Here is an 18,105-nt window from a genome sequence, read left to right as displayed (position 1 = left end):
CTGTGTATTTAAATTCAAATTTAATGATCCTACAACGAAACAACTACTTGATGGTGAGTGATTTGTCTGGTTCTGTTCGTCCGACTGTGGTTCATGATCTTGATATTGTATTGCTGTCATTATGCCTTCAATACGCTGACAAAATGTCCATATGTCAGGGTTTCATTTCTCATCCTTTGGTAAAAAGCCTTTCCCCTCATATTAAAACTGAATCGGTATTACAACGTTTAGAGCAATTAGCACAAGCAAATTTATTCCATTCTGAGCCGCCAAGTAAATCAAAGATCACTACAACCCATGATGTTTTAATATCTTTGAACAAAACAGCAAATCAAATAGATCTTAATATCCCAAAGACGTTAGCCATAAGTATGCATTTTGCGGTGGTTATTACTGAAGAGGGATTTTTGAGCTGGTGTTCTTTTAAACAAGCTATGCTTAAGTTATCGGTTTTACATATTATTTTACTCTCTGCGTTTGCGGATGGAAAAACTTTTGAGGATGTTAAGCTCGAGAAGCTTAAGTATTTTGAAAACGAGTCTCATTTTTTAGAAAATGTGCTAGAGCTTTATGAGGCCAGATTACTCATCAGAAAAAAGGAATTAAAAGAATTTCAACAGACGAGTATTCCAGTATTTAATATTGCTAATACATCCAATCAACAAATCGCTGGTTGGCAAGATATCGAGCCAGATGGCCGTATACCAGTGTATTTTGTGCCTCACATGGAAAATCACTTTCCTCTAGCATTAGGTGTGCTGTTTAGTGCAATTCAACATTACCAAGATGGTAAGCATTTACAACGTTTTGTGCTTATACCCATTACTTTTTTAGAGCCACAAGCCTTACTTACAGGTCCATATCAACGTTTTGGTGCTGGAGTTTGGTTATTTTCAAATTATATGTGGTCTATCGACTTAAACATGCAAATAAGCAACACTATTAAACAGCACAATAGTATAAACATCACGATCCACGGCGGTCCAAGCACACCTGACTACCCACATGCATGTCAAGATTTCTTTGTGAAAAATAGCTCAGTTGATATCGCTGTTCATGGTGAGGGAGAGGTCGCTATTTCAGAAATTTTTGAGACTATCACCAAGATCAATAAGTCGGTTTTTACATATAATGATTATCAGCTTTCAAATGTGACGGGCATTAGTTTCAAAAGTATTTTATCGAAAAAGGTTGTACATACTGCTAAACGAGAAAGAATGAAAGAGGTTGATCTTGTACCATCACCCTATTTATCAGGCTATTTTGATAGTTATGGCGGTAGAGTGGAATCTGCCATTATTGAAACAAATCGAGGTTGTCCATACGGTTGTACATTTTGTGATTGGGGTTCTGCTACAAATCAAAAAGTACGTAAATTTGCATTAGAACGTGTAATGAAAGAAATTGATTGGATTTCAAAAAATAAAATTAATGTTTTATGGATTGCTGATGCTAATTTTGGTATGTACGAACGAGATATCGAAATTGCTAAATATATCGTTACGGCTAAAGAAAAATACGGTTATCCAAATGAAGTTGTAGTGAATTACACCAAAAATTCAACATTGAAATTGGTGGAGATTATAAAAATATTTACAAATGGTAATATTATCAGTCAAGGTATTATTTCTATTCAAACAACAGATGAAAATACTCTAGGGGTTATTAATCGGCGAAACATCAAAACAGAACGTTATGATGAATTAACTCAAATATTTTCTGATTTGAATTTACCTTTATCTACAGACTTAATGATTGGTTTACCTGGAATTACCACCACAGCGTTTTTACATGATTTACAACGTTATATAGATTTAGATGTGTCTGTAAAGGCGTATCCAACTCAGTTATTGCCTAATAGCCCTATGGCTGATCCAGAGTATATAAAGAAATATAACATCAACGTTGATGAAAATGATTTTGTAATTTCCAGTTTTAGTTTTACTGAACAAGATCTTGTAGAAATGAAAGCTATTTACCGAATTTATGTTATGGCAGATGGCTACTCTTTACTAAGGTACGTGATGCGTTTTCTTCAATGGGAATATCGCGTGCCAGCAATGACTTTTTTAACTGATCTTCGCGATCAAGTTATTAAAGACCCAAAACTCTACTCAAACATAACTTGGGCTGTACGTTTTTTCGAACATGATAAAACGATGCCGGGAGGTTGGACTTTATTTTACCAGCAGATTGCTGCATTTATAACAAACAAATACGGTATAGCCAATGATAGTGCTTTATCTACTGTATTACAGGTAAGTATTTTATCCATGCCAGATGATTGTTTAACTTACCCAGTAAGAGCCATGTTGCAGCACGACTTTGTAAAATACTTTAAAGAGTTCAAGTCAAGTAAGAAAAGCCTTAAACAATACTCTTCTGCTGAGTTTCAAGTGTCAGATCCTAATTCTATGGTGAGTGTAGATATGAATTATATGCAATATGATACACATCAATTCTTCTGGGAGCTGCAATCAGCTGTAGCAAGACCTAAGTCTATCTCTGATTTTACCAAGAGTAATGTTGTATTAAACTGATCTACCTGCTTAATAGAGAATCCACCATGATATAGGGTGCTTTATTGAGTAAACAATTGATCTGTGTTGTTAGTAAAGTCTGTAAATAGCTGTCTAAATAATCATTAAGTTTGTTTGATTACTTTTAAGTATCAATGTTGCGTTATTATCAAGAGCTATTGAAAAGTTAAATAAAGAGTTATATTCCGTGCAATCGTTATCAAAGTTGAAACTGTGCGAGTTAAACTAATAAAAAGTAATAACTATCAATGGCTATTACTTAAATATGGGTAAAAAGTTTTTCACAAGATTCAATTGTAATTTAATACTAGCAACTTGTGATTTTACGCTGTTTAAAAGTGCTGTTAAATAAGACCGTTTCGTTATAGACATTACAAATCGATTTATGGCAATAGACTTTATTCAACTTGCCGTGAAATAACATTTTTTTGCGATAATTGCCTTACTGCAATCGTGATAAATTACTCTAGTAAAAAAGTTCAAAAAACTTTGGCTTTTTTGATGTTATTAGTCTCATTTTCTCTTGACCCATCATTTTTTTCCTTCATAGTAAGTCAATGTTACTCAAATCTTGTTGAGTGACAAATCAAGCTTTTACCTGTAAGCCTTGTGTTAACAAACTATAAATAAAGAGAGATGCTCTACAGAGTCATCCAGGGAGTTAAACATGTTCACCAATAACAAGTTAAGCAAAGCCGTGCGCCTTGCTATGGTTTTCGGTGCTGCAACAACAATGGCCTTTGCCGGCAATGTTATAGCGCAAGAAACTGAAGAAGAAGAAGTCAAAAAAGACGGTAAAACTGAACGTATTCAAGTAGTCGGTTCACGTATTCGTACCGACGGTATTGATAACGCTACCCCGTTAGAAATTATCAGTGCTGATATTGCCAAAGACCAAGGTTTAAGTACCTTAGGCGAATTACTGCGTACCTCTACTGTAGCAGCGGGTTCGGATCAGCTGATCTCTGCCTACTCTGTGGGTTTTGTGACTAACGGTGGTGCCGGTGCAGAATCTATCTCGATGCGTGGTTTAGGTGCTAACCGTACTTTGGTATTATTAAACGGCCGTCGTGCGGGCCCTGCCGGTACACGCGGTACAGTGTCTGCGTTTGATATGAATGCGTTACCGGTTTCTGCTATTGAACGTGTTGAAATCTTAAAAGATGGCGCGTCATCATTATACGGTTCTGATGCGGTTGCTGGTGTAATCAACATCATCACCAAAAAAGGCGATGATGCGAGCATTAATGTCAGTGGCAGCAAGCCGTTTGAATCGGGTGGTGAGACCTACCGTATAAACGGGACTTACGGTACGACTTTTGATCGTGGTTCTTGGCGTGTGGTTGCCGACCACAACGTGAATACCGGCTTACAGCGTGGTGATCGCGAATTCTTTGACTGCCAAGAGCGTTACTTATTTAATGCCAGCACTGGTGAGCGTCAAGATCCAATCGATCCCCGTACTGGTCAATACCACTGTACCGATTCAGGTCCAGGTTTATTTAACTTAGGCGGTGGTCGTTTCCAATACGATTACACTAACTTCGGTTTCCCGACTGTTAGTTCTACCAACACTACTGTGACGCAAAACCCTGCAGGCTGGTATTGGGCAGGTCATACACCTGAAACAGATGGTTGGTTAGATGGTTTACATCCATTTCGTTTAAAGCAAACGATGATCCCTGAATCCACGGTAAGTTCGTTATTCCTCCAAGGTGATTACGATTTAACCGATAGCGTATCAGTTTATGGTGAATTACTGCACAGCAGTCGTCAAACGGATATCAGTAGCGCCAGACAATTCTGGACCGCCGATATCGGCTTCGTGCCAATTAACTTAGCACCGGGCTGGTCGGGAACGACTCGCGTGTTACCGGTGGCCTTAACGGATCATTTCTCAAGCGAAACCACCATCAACTATAGCCGTGCGGTGTTAGGCTTTGAAGGTTCTTTCAATGATTGGACGTGGGATATTTCTTGGCAGCGTACGCACAATAGCGGCGATTATGAGCAAGATATTATTATCCGTGACTCGATGTTGATGGCGCAAAATGCCTTATTAGGTGGCCCATGTGCCGGTGAGAAAACACCGTTAACCGGTCTAGATTGTGTGCAAGTAAACTGGTTTACCCCAGAGCATATCAATGGTCAGTTCAGCGACGAAGTGCGTGGCTTCTTATTTGGCCGTGATATCGGTAAAACCATATATAAACAAGATACCGTTGATGGTTACATGACCGGTGATTTGTTTGAATTACCAGCAGGTATGGTCGGCGCTGCAATTGGTGCCTCTATTCAAACTGATATGATTGTTGATACCCCCGGTGTGGAAACACGCCGTGGTAACTCATGGGGTTTAAGCAGCGCGGGTATTACCGCAGGTAGTGCAAATACCAAAGCGGTATATGCAGAAACACAAATCCCATTATTACGTGACTTACCGTTAATTGAATCATTCGATTTAACGGCTTCTGGCCGTTGGACTGATGTGAATACCTACGGTAGTGATACCACCTACAAAGTTAGTGCTAACTGGAGTTTAGGTCACGGTTTCCGGGTTCGTGCTTCACGCGGTACCTCTTTCCGTGCACCCGCGTTGTTTGAATTGTATTTAGAAGGTCAAACTGGCTTCTTGGGACAAACAGTTGATCCTTGTGTGAACTATGTGGAATCCACTAACCCACTTGTTCGTCAAAACTGTAAGGCTGCTGGTATTCCAGAAAGCTACATTGCAGGTGTGGGTGGTTCAATGACCACGGTTACCGGTGGTGGTGCAGGAGTATTAGAAGCTGAAACCTCTGTTTCCAAAGGTATGGGCTTAATTTATACCAGCCCAGAAAGTAAATTTGCTGCGTCTGTTGATTACTATGACGTGACCATTAGCGATCAAGTCTCAAGCGTAGCGGGTGCTGCCGTATTATCGCAATGTTATACCTCTGAAAACTTCGCCAATGAGCCATTCTGTCGGCAAATTGACCGTCGTACTGGTGTAGATGGTGACTGGGGTGTAGCAGAAGTGCGTGGTGGTTACTTAAATACTGCAGAACAGAAAGTACGTGGTGTTGACTTTAAAGCGACTTACCAAGATACCTTCTCTTATGGTGATTTACGAGTTGTGTGGAATCACACTAATCAAATTGAACGTTCTTTCCAACAATTTTCTGATAGTGATCGCTTATACTACATCACTCGCGTAGGTAATCCGAAGCACGTGGGTACTTTAGCTACCACGGTTACTCGTGATGATTGGCAGTTTAATTGGAATATCAGTTATTACAGCAAAACCTCTAATTACCACTTGTATCAAAATGGTAACAACACTACTTTACGTGGTGTTCCAGTAACTTTTGTTGCTGAAACGCCAACCTATATTCTGCATGCTGCTTCAGTCAGTTACAGTTATGGCGATAACTTAGATGTGACCGTGGGTTTAGCCAACATGTTTGATAAACAACCTCCAGTGGTAAGTCCTACAGCATTAAGTGTAGTAGGTAACGTACCACTATTTGCTTCGCAACTTGATTATTTAGGTCGTCGTGCTTTCTTTAACATGACATACACCTTTTAATTCAACTTGAGTGTTTTAAAACTGACAAAAGCCCCGCTTTGCGGGGCTTTTCTTTTGTGATTATTCAAGCCTAATGCTTTTCAAATAGGCATAAATTCATTACCATAAGCGCCAGTTTTGATTTGAATCAACTTTTGCGCGGTAGAAATAAATGGCTGACGAAAACTTTAAAGACTCTTTGAATGCAAAACAGATACTGATATTTGTAATTGTTTTTGTAAGTTTGCTGTGTTTAGTGCCAATTTTACGCTGGGTACAGTTATTGGGTTAATGCAGTTTTGCATTTGCCAGATAGCCGCCACTCGGGCGGCTTTTTTATCGGTTTAATACAAGGGTAAAGCAATGGATTATCAAGCATTAGCAGCTGAATTAAAGCGCGTGATCAAAACGGTAGAAAACTACCCGAAACCTGGCATTACTTTTCGGGATGTCACCAGCTTAATGCAAGATGGCCCCAGTTTTAAAAAAGTGATTGATGCTTTTGCGGCGCATTATCAGCAGCAAGGTATTACTAAGATTATTGGTACGGAGTCTCGCGGTTTTATTTTTGGGGCGCCTTTGGCCTATGCGTTGGGTATTTCGTTTGTGCCTGTGCGTAAACCAGGTAAATTACCTCGCGAACGCATATCGCAGGCTTACACCTTAGAATACGGCCAAGATGCACTGGAATTACATGCTGACGCCATCGCTGCAGGTGATAAAGTGTTATTGGTTGATGATTTACTTGCCACTGGCGGTACTATCGATGCTACCGTGCAATTAGTGCGTCGTTTAGGCGGTCAGGTTGAAGATGCGGCCTTTGTTATCGCTTTACCTGAATTAGGTGGTGTGGCAAGACTTGAAGCCTTGGGCTTGAAACTTTGCAGTTTGGTTGAGTATCAAGGCGAATAAGTTTAGGCTAGGCACTGTGATCTTAGGTGCAGGAAAGCGGGCATGAGTTATCAGGTTTTAGCAAGAAAATGGCGGCCACGTCATTTTAGTGAGTTGGTGGGGCAACAGCATGTAAAAACTGCGTTGGCTAATGCCCTAACCAGCAGTCGCTTACATCATGCTTATTTATTTACCGGCACCCGTGGTGTCGGTAAAACGACCATCGCCCGTATTTTTGCCAAAAGCTTAAATTGTGAAACGGGCATTACCGCAACGCCTTGTGGTCAGTGTAGTGCTTGCCAAGAAATTGATGCCGGTAACTTTGTTGATTTGCTCGAAATCGATGCGGCTTCTCGAACTAAGGTTGAAGACACCCGCGATCTACTGGATAACGTGCAATATGCACCCAGTCGTGGTCGTTTTAAAGTGTACCTGATTGATGAAGTGCATATGCTGTCGCGGCATAGTTTTAATGCTTTATTGAAAACCCTGGAAGAACCTCCGCCGCACGTCAAATTTTTGCTCGCAACGACTGATCCGCAAAAGTTACCCATCACGGTCCTCTCGCGTTGTTTACAGTTTAGTTTAAAAGCCCTGACGCCGGTGCAAATTGAGCAGCATTTAGCAGAAGTGCTCGCTGCCGAGCAGATCCCGTTTGAAACGGCTGCGCTCACCGCCTTAGCCAAAGCGGCCAAAGGCAGTTTACGCGATTCGTTAAGTTTAACCGACCAAGCCATTGCGCTAAGTAATAGCAACCTTACCGTCGAAACCGTGCGTCAGATGTTGGGTTTATTAGATACCCGTTTTGCTGTAAGTTTACTGAGCGCGCTATTAGCCGCCGATATGGCGCAGCTGCAGCAGGCGTTACAAGAACTGTTAAGTCAACAGTCCGATTATCAGCAGGTGTTAGATGATATGTTGTCGCTGTTGCATCTGACCGCGCTAACACAACTACAGCCTGCTGCGGCAGACTTATCTGAACAAGCCGAAATGATCCGTTACTGGGCTGCGCATTTAGCGCCTGAGGCGGTACAGTTGTATTATCAATTGTTAATTAGTGGCAAAAAGGAGCTCCCTTTTGCTCCAGAGCCGGTGGTCGGGTTAGAAATGGCGTTATTACGCGCCATGGCCTTTGTACCAGCGAGTCGCACAGAGCCGCAAAGTCCGGCGCCAACGCAAGCGCTATCAACACCAGCCGCCTCGACACCTCAGGCACGCCCAGCCGTTATGGCTGCGCCAATTGCGCCAATTGCTCCACACGCTATGGCGCCCGTTAGCGCGCCAAGTCAGGTAACCTCTGCGGCAGCTGAACCACACCAACCCACTGAGGCGGCGGCAATAGCCTCGGCGCCGACAGAAACGTTAAACGCCAGTGCTGCAATACCTAACATTGCTTTGAGCAACAACCCGATTACCTCGCCTGATAGGCATAGCGCCACCCCAGTAGCATCGGCGATAGATGAGGGAACCGCGCGTATTATGGCTCGGCGTGGGGTGCAAGTGACGGCAGCACCGCCAGTGGTGGAGACAGTCGCAGGAAAAAAGCCTGAGCGCCCGATGGCGCCGCCTCAGCCTGAATTACCTCGACGTTTAAATACGCCGCCATCCGCCATGGCTGCTACAACAAAACCCCCAGAAGCAACTGCGGTATTACCCGAGCCTGCTGCAGAGTTATATCCCCGTTCACACCAACATGACGATGAAGATAGCGCCACTGCAGATGACACCGTTAGTTTCGCTGAGCAACAAGCGTTAACGGAAGCTTGGTGGCAGCAGCAGCAATTTGATGTTTTACCCAGTAATGATACCGATGAGCTTGACGAGCAGCGTTTTTCTATTCGTTATGCTGCTCAGGTCGATGCCTGGTCGCGCTTGATCGAACAGCTATCGATAGGGGGGTTATTACGTTTATATTTATTACACAGTGCTATGCAGCAAAATGGCCTACAAGTGCAATTGCAGGTAGCCCAAACGCAGCAACATTTAGACAAGGGCGATTTTCGTGAAAAGCTGTATGCGGCAATTAGCCCGGTATTTCCTGCCAATTTTCAGTTAGACATTCAATACTTGGCAGAGATTAATGCCAGTCCATTAGCCATTCAGCAGCGTATAGAACATGAACGCAAAGACTATGTCAGCCGCTTGTTGCAACAAGATCCCAAGCTGCAAGCCATTCAACAGATATTTAGTGCAGAGCTGCAACTTGACACCTTGCAGGTGAATTAACCTTGTAATTTGTTGAGCGAGTATTTATCTTGTCGCCAACAATTTCCACATCCACAAAATAGAGAGATAGAGTATGTTTAAAGGTGGCATGGGCAATATCATGAAGCAGGCGCAAGCCATGCAAGAAAAAATGGCGAAAGTACAAGCTGAAATCGCCACAATGGAAGTCACGGGTGAATCAGGCGCGGGCTTGGTTAAAGTGACCATGACGGGTAATCACAATGTGCGTCGAGTGACTATCGATGACAGCCTGATGAGTGATGATAAAGAAATGCTAGAAGATTTGGTGGCTGCAGCATTAAATGATGCCGTGCGCCGGGTTGAAGAAAACAATAAAGAGCAGATGGCGAAAGTAACTGGTGGCATGCAATTACCGCCAGGTATGAAGATGCCGTTCTAACTATGGCGAAGTTAACGCCCCTGTTACAGCAGCTGATTGAAGCCTTGCGCGTTTTACCTGGTGTTGGGCCAAAGTCGGCCCAGCGCATGGCTTTTCAGTTACTCGAGCGTAATCGTAGCGGTGGCGCTCGGCTGGGCACGGCTTTAGTGGCCGCGATGGAAGGGATAGGGCAATGTCAGCAATGCCGTACCTTTTCTGAGCATAGCCTGTGCGCCATCTGCAGTGATGCGAAACGTCAACAAGCCGATGTGCTGTGTGTGGTAGGGTCTGCTGCGGATCAACTGGCAATAGAACACACTGGGCAGTTTCAAGGGCGTTATTTTGTATTAATGGGCTACCTGTCGCCCTTAGATGGCGTTGGCCCAGCAGAGTTAGGCCTAGATGCGTTAGCAGCACAATTAGCTCAAGGTAAACTCACTGAGTTAATCTTGGCAACCAATCCCACGGTTGAAGGTGAGGCGACAGCTTTTTATATTGCTGAGCTGTGCCAGAAATACGGTTGTAAGGTCACGCGTTTAGCGCAAGGACTGCCTTTTGGCGGTGAGTTAGAATATATCGACGGTACCACTTTGGCGCACGCCTTTAGTGGCCGTAAAAGCTTTTAATCCAGCGTAAAGAGTCTACTTAACCGTTAGTGTGGCTAAGTAGACTAAAAATCGGCGCTTGAATTCCTACTGTTAACCCCCATATCCCTTGATGAAAAGGCAGGTACTTCGTACTTGTTGTCACACTTACATTATTTTTGTTGAGGACTCACCAAATGACTGATACCACTGCCACCCAGTCTGGCCAGAAACAAACCCATGGCTTTCAGGCGGAAGTTAAGCAACTGCTGCAACTGATGATCCACTCGCTGTATTCAAACAAAGAGATCTTCTTACGCGAATTGGTGTCAAATGCCTCGGATGCGGCAGATAAACTGCGGTTTTTAGCCCTTTCAGACAGCAGCCTGTATGAAAATGACGGCGAGCTGCGCGTACAAATCAGTTTTGACGAGAAAGCACGTACCCTAACCATCAGCGATAACGGCATTGGTATGGATGAAGCTGAAGTGATTTCACACCTGGGTACCATTGCGAAATCAGGTACTAAAGAGTTTTTCTCTAAACTGTCGGGTGATCAAAGCAAAGACTCGAAGTTAATTGGTCAATTTGGTGTAGGTTTCTATTCTGCTTTTATCGTTGCGGACAAAGTAACCGTGCGTACCCGTAAGGCCGGCATGGCTGCAGACAGTGCCGTAGAGTGGGAGTCATCAGGCGAAGGTGAATACAGCTTAGCGCCCATTGTTAAAAATGAACGTGGTACTGAAATTACCTTACACTTACGCGAAGGTGAAGACGAATTTTTAAGCCATTGGAAAATTGAAAGTACGGTAACTAAGTACTCTGATCATATTTCTATTCCGGTAGAAATGTGGGAAGAAGGTACTGAGGCGCGTGAAGAAGACGGTGAAACCATCGCGGCTACGCCTGGCCACTGGAAAGCGGTTAACAAAGCCACTGCGTTATGGACACGTGATAAATCTGATATTTCAGATGAAGAATATCAAGAGTTCTACAAGCATATTTCACACGATTGGAGTGAGCCATTAAGCTGGAGCCATAATAAAGTTGAAGGAAACTCGAATTACACCAGCTTGTTATATGTGCCGAAAAAAGCTCCTTTTGATATGTGGAACCGTGAAGCTAAGCATGGTTTAAAACTCTATGTGCAGCGCGTGTTCATTATGGACGATGCTGAACAATTTATGCCGAGCTACCTGCGCTTTATTAAAGGTGTGTTAGATTCGAGCGATCTGCCGTTAAACGTGTCTCGTGAAATTCTGCAAGATAACAAAGTCAGCCAAAGCTTGCGCAAAGGCTGTAGCAGCCGTGCTTTGAAGATGTTAGAAAAGCTGGCTAAAGATCCCGAGCAATATCAAAATTTTTGGAGTGAGTTCGGCCAAGTGCTTAAAGAAGGCCCGGCTGAAGATCATAACAACAAAGAGCAAATCGCCGCCTTGTTACGTTTTGCCTCTACTCACAATGAAGGCAGTGAGCAAAACGTGGCGTTAGCCGATTATGTGGCTCGAATGAAAGAAGGCCAAGATGAGATTTATTTCTTGGTTGCCGATAGCTTTGAAGCTGCGAAACATAGCCCACATCTGGAAGTGTTCCGCAAAAAAGGCATCGAAGTTTTATTGCTCTCTGATCGTATTGACGAGTGGTTGGTGCAACACTTACCTGAATTTGATGGTAAGAAGCTGCGTTCAGTCGCTAAAGGCGGTTTAGATTTATCTAAGTTAGATGATGAAGAAACCAAGCAGGCACAACAACAAACTGAAGAAGCCTTCGCCACGGTAGCGGAGCGTTTTAAAGCAGCTTTAGGCGATCAAGTTAAAGACGTGAAAGTCAGTCATCGTTTAACTGATAGCCCAGCCTGTGTGGTAACGGATGAGTATGACATGAGCACGCAGATGATTAAATTGATGGAATCTGCTGGCCAAAAAGTACCTGAAGTGAAGCCCATTTTCGAGTTAAACCCAGAGCATCAACTTGTGAAGCATATTGCGGAAGAGCAAGATGAACAGCAGTTTAAGCAATGGGCCGAGGTGTTGTTAGATCAAGCCTTACTGGCCGAACGGGGTAGTTTGAAAAACCCAGCGGGCTTCGTAACCCGTTTAAACGGGTTACTGTTAGCGTTGGCAAAGTAACCTTTGCTTCATGCTCGTTTAAAATGACCGCTTAGGCGGTCATTTTTTTTGGCTTTTTGCTATCAGGAAAATTTAGGTTTTTGCATCTATACTTACAGCTATAAAAATAGAAAGCTAATAGGTGTAGTATGACAACATTTTGGCGTAGTCTTGGCTTAGGTGTGCGTTTAACGGTCATTATTGTTAGTGTGTTTTTTATTGCGATTGTCTCGTTAAGCAGTATGGTCTTCGTTAAATATAAATCCTCACAAACCGCAGATGAAATAACCACATTAAGCAGTGCCGCTAGTACGAACGCTGACGTTTTTACCGATTGGTTATTAGTGCGCCAAGATGAGATGCGCTTGTTGGCTACTTTGCCGAGTATCCAACAGTTAGATTTAGCGTTAGCCACGCAACTGATGCAACAACTGGCACAAAACTCAGGTGTATATGACACCATCTTTGTGGTTGGATTAGACGGTATCGGTCAGGCGGGTGTCAGTTTTAGTGATGGCCAAGCCAAGGTGTTATCGGCGGCTGAAAATGCCGCGTTTAACGTGGCTGATCGCGCTTGGTTTAAACAAGCGGTTGGCGGCCAGGATGTATTCTCACAGCCTGTGGTATCCCGTGCTACCGGTCAAACCGTCAGTACGGTTGCTATTCCTATCCGGCAAAATAATCAAATTGTGGCGGTTATGCGCGGTGCCGTTAAGCTAGAAGCCATTTTTAGTAAGGTCAATGAGCTTAAGCTTAACGATCACACCGAAATATATTTGCTCGATACGGCCGGTATTGCTTTATCGCCGGCGGCATCAATTAACACTAAAGATCCGCTACAAACGCAGGCCGCAGCGGCCGCTCGGCAACAGCAAAGTGGCACCGGGCTCTACCAAAATGCGGCGGGAACGGCCGTGATTGGTAGCTATCAATACATTCCTATGCTTGGCTGGAGCCTAGTGCTAGAAAGCCGGCAACAAGAAGCCTTAGCTGAAGTGAACAATATGCTATACACCTTGCTAATGGCTGCATTGTTCATCATGGTCATCGCGACCTTTATTTGTATTTTTATTGTAAAAGGGGTAACTCGCATTTTAGGCGGCGAGCCTGAGTATGCCGCAGCAATGGTGCATCAGGTATCACAGTTCGATCTTACTGTGTCAATTCAACTGAGCCAAGGTGATAACAGCAGTTTATTAGCGTCTATCGCCACGATGCAGCAACGCTTGCGGCAAATGCTCGGTGAAGTAGGAAATTATTCTGATCAGGTTGCGGCAGCAGCCACTGAGTTAGCGCAAATTAATCAACACACCACCGACGGTATGCAGCGACAAAGTACTGAAATTAGCAGTGCTGCGGTTGCCATGAATGAAATGACCAGTACATTGCAAGAAGTGTCACGGAACACCCAGCAAGCAGCCGAAGCGGCAACGCAGGCAGAGCAACAGAGTAAACAGGGTCGAGAAGTGGTCAGTAACACCGTGCTCGACTTATCTAACCTATCAAAAGAAGTCAGCTCAGCAGCGACTATTATTCGTTTATTAAAACAAGATAGCGATCAGATCGGTAGTATTTTACAAGTTATCGAAAGTATCGCTGAGCAAACCAATTTGCTGGCGCTAAATGCGGCTATAGAAGCCGCCAGAGCCGGCGAAAGTGGTCGAGGCTTTGCGGTTGTGGCGGATGAAGTTCGAACGCTGGCTAGCCGTACCAAAGACTCTACAACTGAAATCAAACAGATGATTGAAAAACTGCAACGAGGCACAGAGAAAGCCGTTAGCGCGACAGTAAACAGTGAAAACAATGCACAAAAAACGGCTGAAAACGCAACTCGCGCCGAACAGGCTTTAATATCGATTAATGAGGCTATTGAGCTGATCAGCGCCACTACGCATCAAATAGCGACCGCAACGGAACAGCAAACCGTGGTATCGCATGATATTAATCAGAACTTTCATTCGATTAGTGATGTGGCAGAGCAAACTAACCAGAATGTGCAGCAATCTTCACAGGCCAGTGATGCTTTATCCACGCTCGCCGAGCAGCTACAAGAATTAGTGAAGCGTTTCAGACTTTAGTCTGATAATAGCCAGAAAGCCGCTGAAAACCTTGTCACTTATTCTGCTTACTCAGTAATAACACCTTGTAACGGCGGCTTTGGCTAGACTATCGACTAAAGGCTAGGCATACCGCTGTTTCAGGTAGCACCAGTTGACAAATTTCTTGTTTCAAAGAGCGCATTATGCAAAGATCAAGCCTGACAAAAACTACAAATTGATCCCAAAAGACGAGGATGATCGCTATGCGCATAATTTTGTTAGGGGCCCCTGGCGCCGGAAAAGGAACTCAGGCACAGTTTTTAATGAGCAAATATGGTATTCCACAGATCTCAACTGGGGATATGTTACGTGCGGCGATTAAAGAGGGTTCAGAACTCGGCGTGGCTGCAAAGAAGATTATGGATGCTGGGCAGCTGGTATCAGATGAATTAATTATCGGCTTAGTAAAAGAGCGTGTAGCAAAAGCAGACTGTGCTAATGGCTTCTTATTAGATGGCTTCCCACGTACTATTCCACAAGCTGATGCCATGAAAGATGCTGGCATTAGTGTGGATCACGTTATTGAATTTGATGTGCCAGACGATGTAATCGTTGAGCGCATGAGCGGTCGCCGTGTGCACCCCGCTTCAGGTCGTGTTTATCATTTAGTCTACAATCCACCGAAAGTGACCGGTAAAGATGATGAAACGGGTGAAGAGTTAGTGACACGGGTGGATGACTTAGAAGAAACCGTGCGTAAACGCTTAGCGATTTACCATGAGCAAACTGAATTATTAGTGGGTTATTATCGTCAAACTGCAGCCCGCGGTGAAACGCAATATCACCATATTGACGGTACTCAGGCGGTCGATGCGGTGAGTCAGCAACTGGTAACATTACTAGATTAATCGCCTATCTTGCCCTGTGGCTCATAAAAAAACCGGCTATGCCGGTTTTTTATTTTTACCTCTGGTTAGCGCAACATTAAGACGCCGTAAGCTGCTGCAACGCCGCCAGTGCCGCTGCATAATCGGGCTCTTGGGCCAGTTCAGGCACCAATTGTTGATACGCCACTTTGCCTTTATTGTCGATTAAAATAATAGCGCGTGTTAACAAGCCCATATCTTTAATCAGTAAACCATAGTTACTGCCAAAATCACGCCAAACGGCATCGGATAACACCGCCATCGCTTCTACTTGTTCTTGTTGGCAAAAACGTTTTTGCGCAAAAGGCAGATCAGCGCTGATGGTTAGCAGTACCACGTTTTCCGGTAATTTAGCCACTTCTTCATTAAAACGCTTGGTTTGCAATGAGCAAACCCCGGTATCAATACTGGGTACTACACTGATCATCAGTGTTTTACCTTTGAAATCATCCAGGCTGACTTTTTTAAAGTTATTATCGACTACTTTAAAGTCAGGCGCTTTTTTACCCGTAATTAACGGCTTACCTAATAATACAACTTGTTGATCACCGGCTTTTACGGCGCTGACTCGCGCGGGGAGTTTTTCGGTGATGTCGATGGCTTGAATTGAAAAGCTGCCAAAAGTAAGGCAAAGTGCAACTAGTAGTTTATTACTATTCACGGTTTTTAAAAACATTTTGCTGCTCCAATGGTTAATCAGCGTTATGATAAGACTAACTGCGGCAATGCGAGAAAGTTATGACGCCTGCAATTTTGATTTGTGATGATTCTAATCTGGCTCGAAAGCAACTGGCTAGGATCTTACCACAGGATTGGCAACCCACCATTTATTTTGCCGGACACGGCGCTGATGCGCTGGCCACCTTAAAGAAACAGTCGATTGATTGGTTGTTGCTCGATTTAAATATGCCGGTGATGGATGGCTATCAGGTACTCACTGAGCTACAGGCATTGCAATTACCGGTGCAGGTTATTGTGATCTCTGGTGATGTGCAACCTGAGGCGCACGAACGGGTGATGGCCTTAGGCGCTAAGGCGTTTTTAAAAAAACCCATGAGTGCTGTTGAGTTATCGGCCTTTTTGCCGATTAACGATGCGGCGTTATTGACAACACCCAAAATACGCGTTGCACCAAAAGTCGCCGATGCATTACAACTGAATGACGAGTTGCGCGATGTCATGAAAGAAGTCGCCAACGTCGCCATGGGACAAGCGGGGGATTTACTGGCGCGTTTGCTGAATGTGTTTGTGAAATTACCGATCCCCAATGTCAATGTGATTGAAGTCAGTGAGTTGACGATGGCATTGGCATCGATTGATCCGAACAGTGAAAACTCGGCCATTTGCCAAGGGTTTATCGGCAGTGGGGTGGCTGGTGAAGCGTTATTAATTCTCACTGACTCGGGTTTTGCTGATATTGCGCGTTTGCTGAATTATCACGGTGAAATGAATAGCACTATCGAATTAGAGCTATTGATGGATATTGCGAATATCCTGATTGGTGCTGTTCTCAAAGGCATTGCTGAGCAAATTGATATTACCTTTAGCCAAGGCCACCCGGTGGTGCTGGGCCAACACGCCGCAATTAATGACTTAATTAAAGCGAATTCAAAGCGTTGGAAAACCACCCTAACAGTAGAATTAAGTTACGGCATTGAAAACTTTGATATTAATTGTGATTTATTGCTGCTGTTTACTGAGGATAGTTTGAAAACCTTAAATTATAAACTGGCTTTTTTAATGGATGATGTTTTATGACAGAGCAAAGTGCTGGCGTAGCAGATATTCATTGGCTGATGGACATGTTACAAACTGTGGATGTCGGGCTGGTGATCGTTAATGAAGATTATCGGATCCAGCTGTGGAACGGTTTTATGGAAAACCATAGTGGCCTAACGCCACGCCAAGTGCGTGAACATTATTTGTTTGATTTGTTTCCCGAAATAGATGAAGACTGGTTAAGGCGCAAGTGCGATCCGGTGTTTCTGTTAAAAAATCGCGCCTTTACCATTTGGGAACAACGCCCTTATATTTTTCGCTTCAATAATTATCGGCCCATTACTGGCAATGCTGATTACATGTATCAAAACAGCACCATATTTCCGATCACGGATAGTCGCGGCGAAGTGAGCCATCTGTGTTTTATGATTTACGATGTGACCGATGCCGCAATAAACAAATTAGCGTTACAGCAAACTAATCAGCAACTTCGTGAGTTATCCAGTACCGATTACCTGACGCAGATACGTAATCGCGGTAATTGGGAAGAGCACTTAAAACTGGAGTTTGATCGTTTGCAGCGTTATTCGCAGCATCACAGCAGTTTAATTATGTGTGATATCGATCATTTTAAAAAAGTGAATGATACCTACGGGCATGCCGCTGGCGACTTGGTTATCCAACGGGTATCCGAAGTGATTCGTAAAAGTTTGCGGACAACCGATATTGCCGGGCGTTACGGCGGTGAAGAATTTGCGATTTTACTGCTCGATACCACCGCCGATCAGGCGCAATATTTAGCCGAACGAGTGCGCCGAAAGATTGAGCAACTCGACATTATGTATAATCAGCAGCTGATTAAAGTGACGATGAGTTTCGGGTTGGTGGAACGAGATGTAACCATCCAAAATTGTATACAGTGGATTGAAACCGCAGACAAAGCCTTATATCAATCCAAACAAAATGGACGTAACCAAGTGACACTTTTTAAAGCCTGAGTGTTGAGCAGCCCTATTCTAGTAACGCCACCGGCTTGATCCGTGTAAATCTAGCTTTTGTGGGCTACACGACGGCAGTTTGATGAAATCAAAATACAAACCAAAAAAATACCCAGCCGAAGCTGGGTATTGAGCAAAAACTGCGTAA

12 protein-coding genes are annotated in these 18,105 nt (G+C 43.8%); 11 read left to right on the top strand and 1 reads right to left on the bottom strand.

Going from position 1 to position 18,105, the window contains the following annotated elements; translation table 11 throughout:
- Nucleotides 1-2 precede the first annotated feature (2 nt).
- From L1N97_RS16980 to adk, 9 genes are all read left to right on the top strand, one after another.
- Nucleotides 3-2,540 carry a B12-binding domain-containing radical SAM protein gene (locus L1N97_RS16980; protein ID WP_236128620.1) on the top strand — a complete coding sequence of 846 codons (2,538 nt, stop codon included), beginning with the start codon at nucleotides 3-5 and terminating at the stop codon, nucleotides 2,538-2,540.
- A 667-nt stretch (nucleotides 2,541-3,207) separates the two neighbouring features.
- A complete protein-coding gene (locus L1N97_RS01450) occupies nucleotides 3,208-6,108 on the top strand; it encodes a TonB-dependent receptor domain-containing protein (protein ID WP_236128619.1) in 2,901 nt (966 codons plus the stop codon).
- A gap of 342 nt (nucleotides 6,109-6,450) precedes the next feature.
- Nucleotides 6,451-6,999: an adenine phosphoribosyltransferase gene (apt, locus tag L1N97_RS01445; RefSeq protein ID WP_226749757.1), complete on the top strand. Its 549-nt coding sequence runs from the start codon at nucleotides 6,451-6,453 to the stop codon at nucleotides 6,997-6,999.
- A 42-nt stretch (nucleotides 7,000-7,041) separates the two neighbouring features.
- Entirely contained in the window at nucleotides 7,042-9,204 is a 2,163-nt protein-coding gene (gene dnaX / locus L1N97_RS01440; RefSeq protein ID WP_236128618.1) for a DNA polymerase III subunit gamma/tau, read from the top strand.
- 73 nt (nucleotides 9,205-9,277) lie between these two features.
- Complete coding sequence (locus tag L1N97_RS01435; RefSeq protein WP_226749759.1) at nucleotides 9,278-9,604, top strand: YbaB/EbfC family nucleoid-associated protein; 327 nt, start codon at nucleotides 9,278-9,280, stop codon at nucleotides 9,602-9,604.
- Nucleotides 9,605-9,606: 2 nt separating this feature from the next.
- Complete coding sequence (recR, locus tag L1N97_RS01430) at nucleotides 9,607-10,209, top strand: recombination mediator RecR (RefSeq protein WP_236128617.1); 603 nt, start codon at nucleotides 9,607-9,609, stop codon at nucleotides 10,207-10,209.
- A gap of 155 nt (nucleotides 10,210-10,364) precedes the next feature.
- Nucleotides 10,365-12,296 (top strand): molecular chaperone HtpG, encoded by a 1,932-nt coding sequence (htpG, locus tag L1N97_RS01425; protein ID WP_236128616.1) that lies wholly within the window; start codon nucleotides 10,365-10,367, stop codon nucleotides 12,294-12,296.
- A gap of 128 nt (nucleotides 12,297-12,424) precedes the next feature.
- Nucleotides 12,425-14,353, top strand: a complete 1,929-nt coding sequence (locus L1N97_RS01420) for a methyl-accepting chemotaxis protein (protein ID WP_236128615.1) — start codon at nucleotides 12,425-12,427, stop codon at nucleotides 14,351-14,353.
- 224 nt (nucleotides 14,354-14,577) lie between these two features.
- Nucleotides 14,578-15,222 (top strand): adenylate kinase, encoded by a 645-nt coding sequence (gene adk / locus L1N97_RS01415; protein ID WP_229585518.1) that lies wholly within the window; start codon nucleotides 14,578-14,580, stop codon nucleotides 15,220-15,222.
- A 76-nt stretch (nucleotides 15,223-15,298) separates the two neighbouring features.
- Here adk and tpx read toward each other — a convergent pair whose 3' ends face one another.
- A complete protein-coding gene (gene tpx, locus L1N97_RS01410) occupies nucleotides 15,299-15,916 on the bottom strand; it encodes a thiol peroxidase (RefSeq protein WP_236128614.1) in 618 nt (205 codons plus the stop codon).
- A 62-nt stretch (nucleotides 15,917-15,978) separates the two neighbouring features.
- Between tpx and L1N97_RS01405 the strand changes: the two genes are divergently transcribed.
- Both L1N97_RS01405 and L1N97_RS01400 read left to right on the top strand, forming a co-directional pair.
- Complete coding sequence (locus L1N97_RS01405; protein WP_236128613.1) at nucleotides 15,979-16,998, top strand: response regulator; 1,020 nt, start codon at nucleotides 15,979-15,981, stop codon at nucleotides 16,996-16,998.
- Nucleotides 16,995-17,957 (top strand): sensor domain-containing diguanylate cyclase, encoded by a 963-nt coding sequence (locus L1N97_RS01400; RefSeq protein WP_236128612.1) that lies wholly within the window; start codon nucleotides 16,995-16,997, stop codon nucleotides 17,955-17,957. The genes L1N97_RS01405 and L1N97_RS01400 overlap by 4 nt, the downstream gene beginning before the upstream one ends.
- Nucleotides 17,958-18,105 lie beyond the last annotated feature (148 nt).

Source organism: Rheinheimera sp. UJ63, from assembly GCF_021568285.1.
GTDB lineage: Bacteria > Pseudomonadota > Gammaproteobacteria > Enterobacterales > Alteromonadaceae > Alishewanella > Alishewanella maricola.
This window is presented reverse-complemented; position numbering and strand designations above follow the sequence as displayed.

Excerpts from the sequence above, each read along its gene's own strand:
- L1N97_RS01450 (WP_236128619.1), top strand. The coding sequence starts at position 3,208 with ATGTTCACCAATAACAAGTTAAGCAAAGCCGTGCGCCTTGCTATGGTT.
- apt (WP_226749757.1), top strand. The coding sequence starts at position 6,451 with ATGGATTATCAAGCATTAGCAGCTGAATTAAAGCGCGTGATCAAAACG.
- dnaX (WP_236128618.1), top strand. The coding sequence starts at position 7,042 with ATGAGTTATCAGGTTTTAGCAAGAAAATGGCGGCCACGTCATTTTAGT.
- L1N97_RS01435 (WP_226749759.1), top strand. The coding sequence starts at position 9,278 with ATGTTTAAAGGTGGCATGGGCAATATCATGAAGCAGGCGCAAGCCATG.
- recR (WP_236128617.1), top strand. The coding sequence starts at position 9,607 with ATGGCGAAGTTAACGCCCCTGTTACAGCAGCTGATTGAAGCCTTGCGC.
- htpG (WP_236128616.1), top strand. The coding sequence starts at position 10,365 with ATGACTGATACCACTGCCACCCAGTCTGGCCAGAAACAAACCCATGGC.
- L1N97_RS01420 (WP_236128615.1), top strand. The coding sequence starts at position 12,425 with ATGACAACATTTTGGCGTAGTCTTGGCTTAGGTGTGCGTTTAACGGTC.
- adk (WP_229585518.1), top strand. The coding sequence starts at position 14,578 with ATGCGCATAATTTTGTTAGGGGCCCCTGGCGCCGGAAAAGGAACTCAG.
- tpx (WP_236128614.1), bottom strand. The coding sequence starts at position 15,916 with ATGTTTTTAAAAACCGTGAATAGTAATAAACTACTAGTTGCACTTTGC.
- L1N97_RS01405 (WP_236128613.1), top strand. The coding sequence starts at position 15,979 with ATGACGCCTGCAATTTTGATTTGTGATGATTCTAATCTGGCTCGAAAG.
- L1N97_RS01400 (WP_236128612.1), top strand. The coding sequence starts at position 16,995 with ATGACAGAGCAAAGTGCTGGCGTAGCAGATATTCATTGGCTGATGGAC.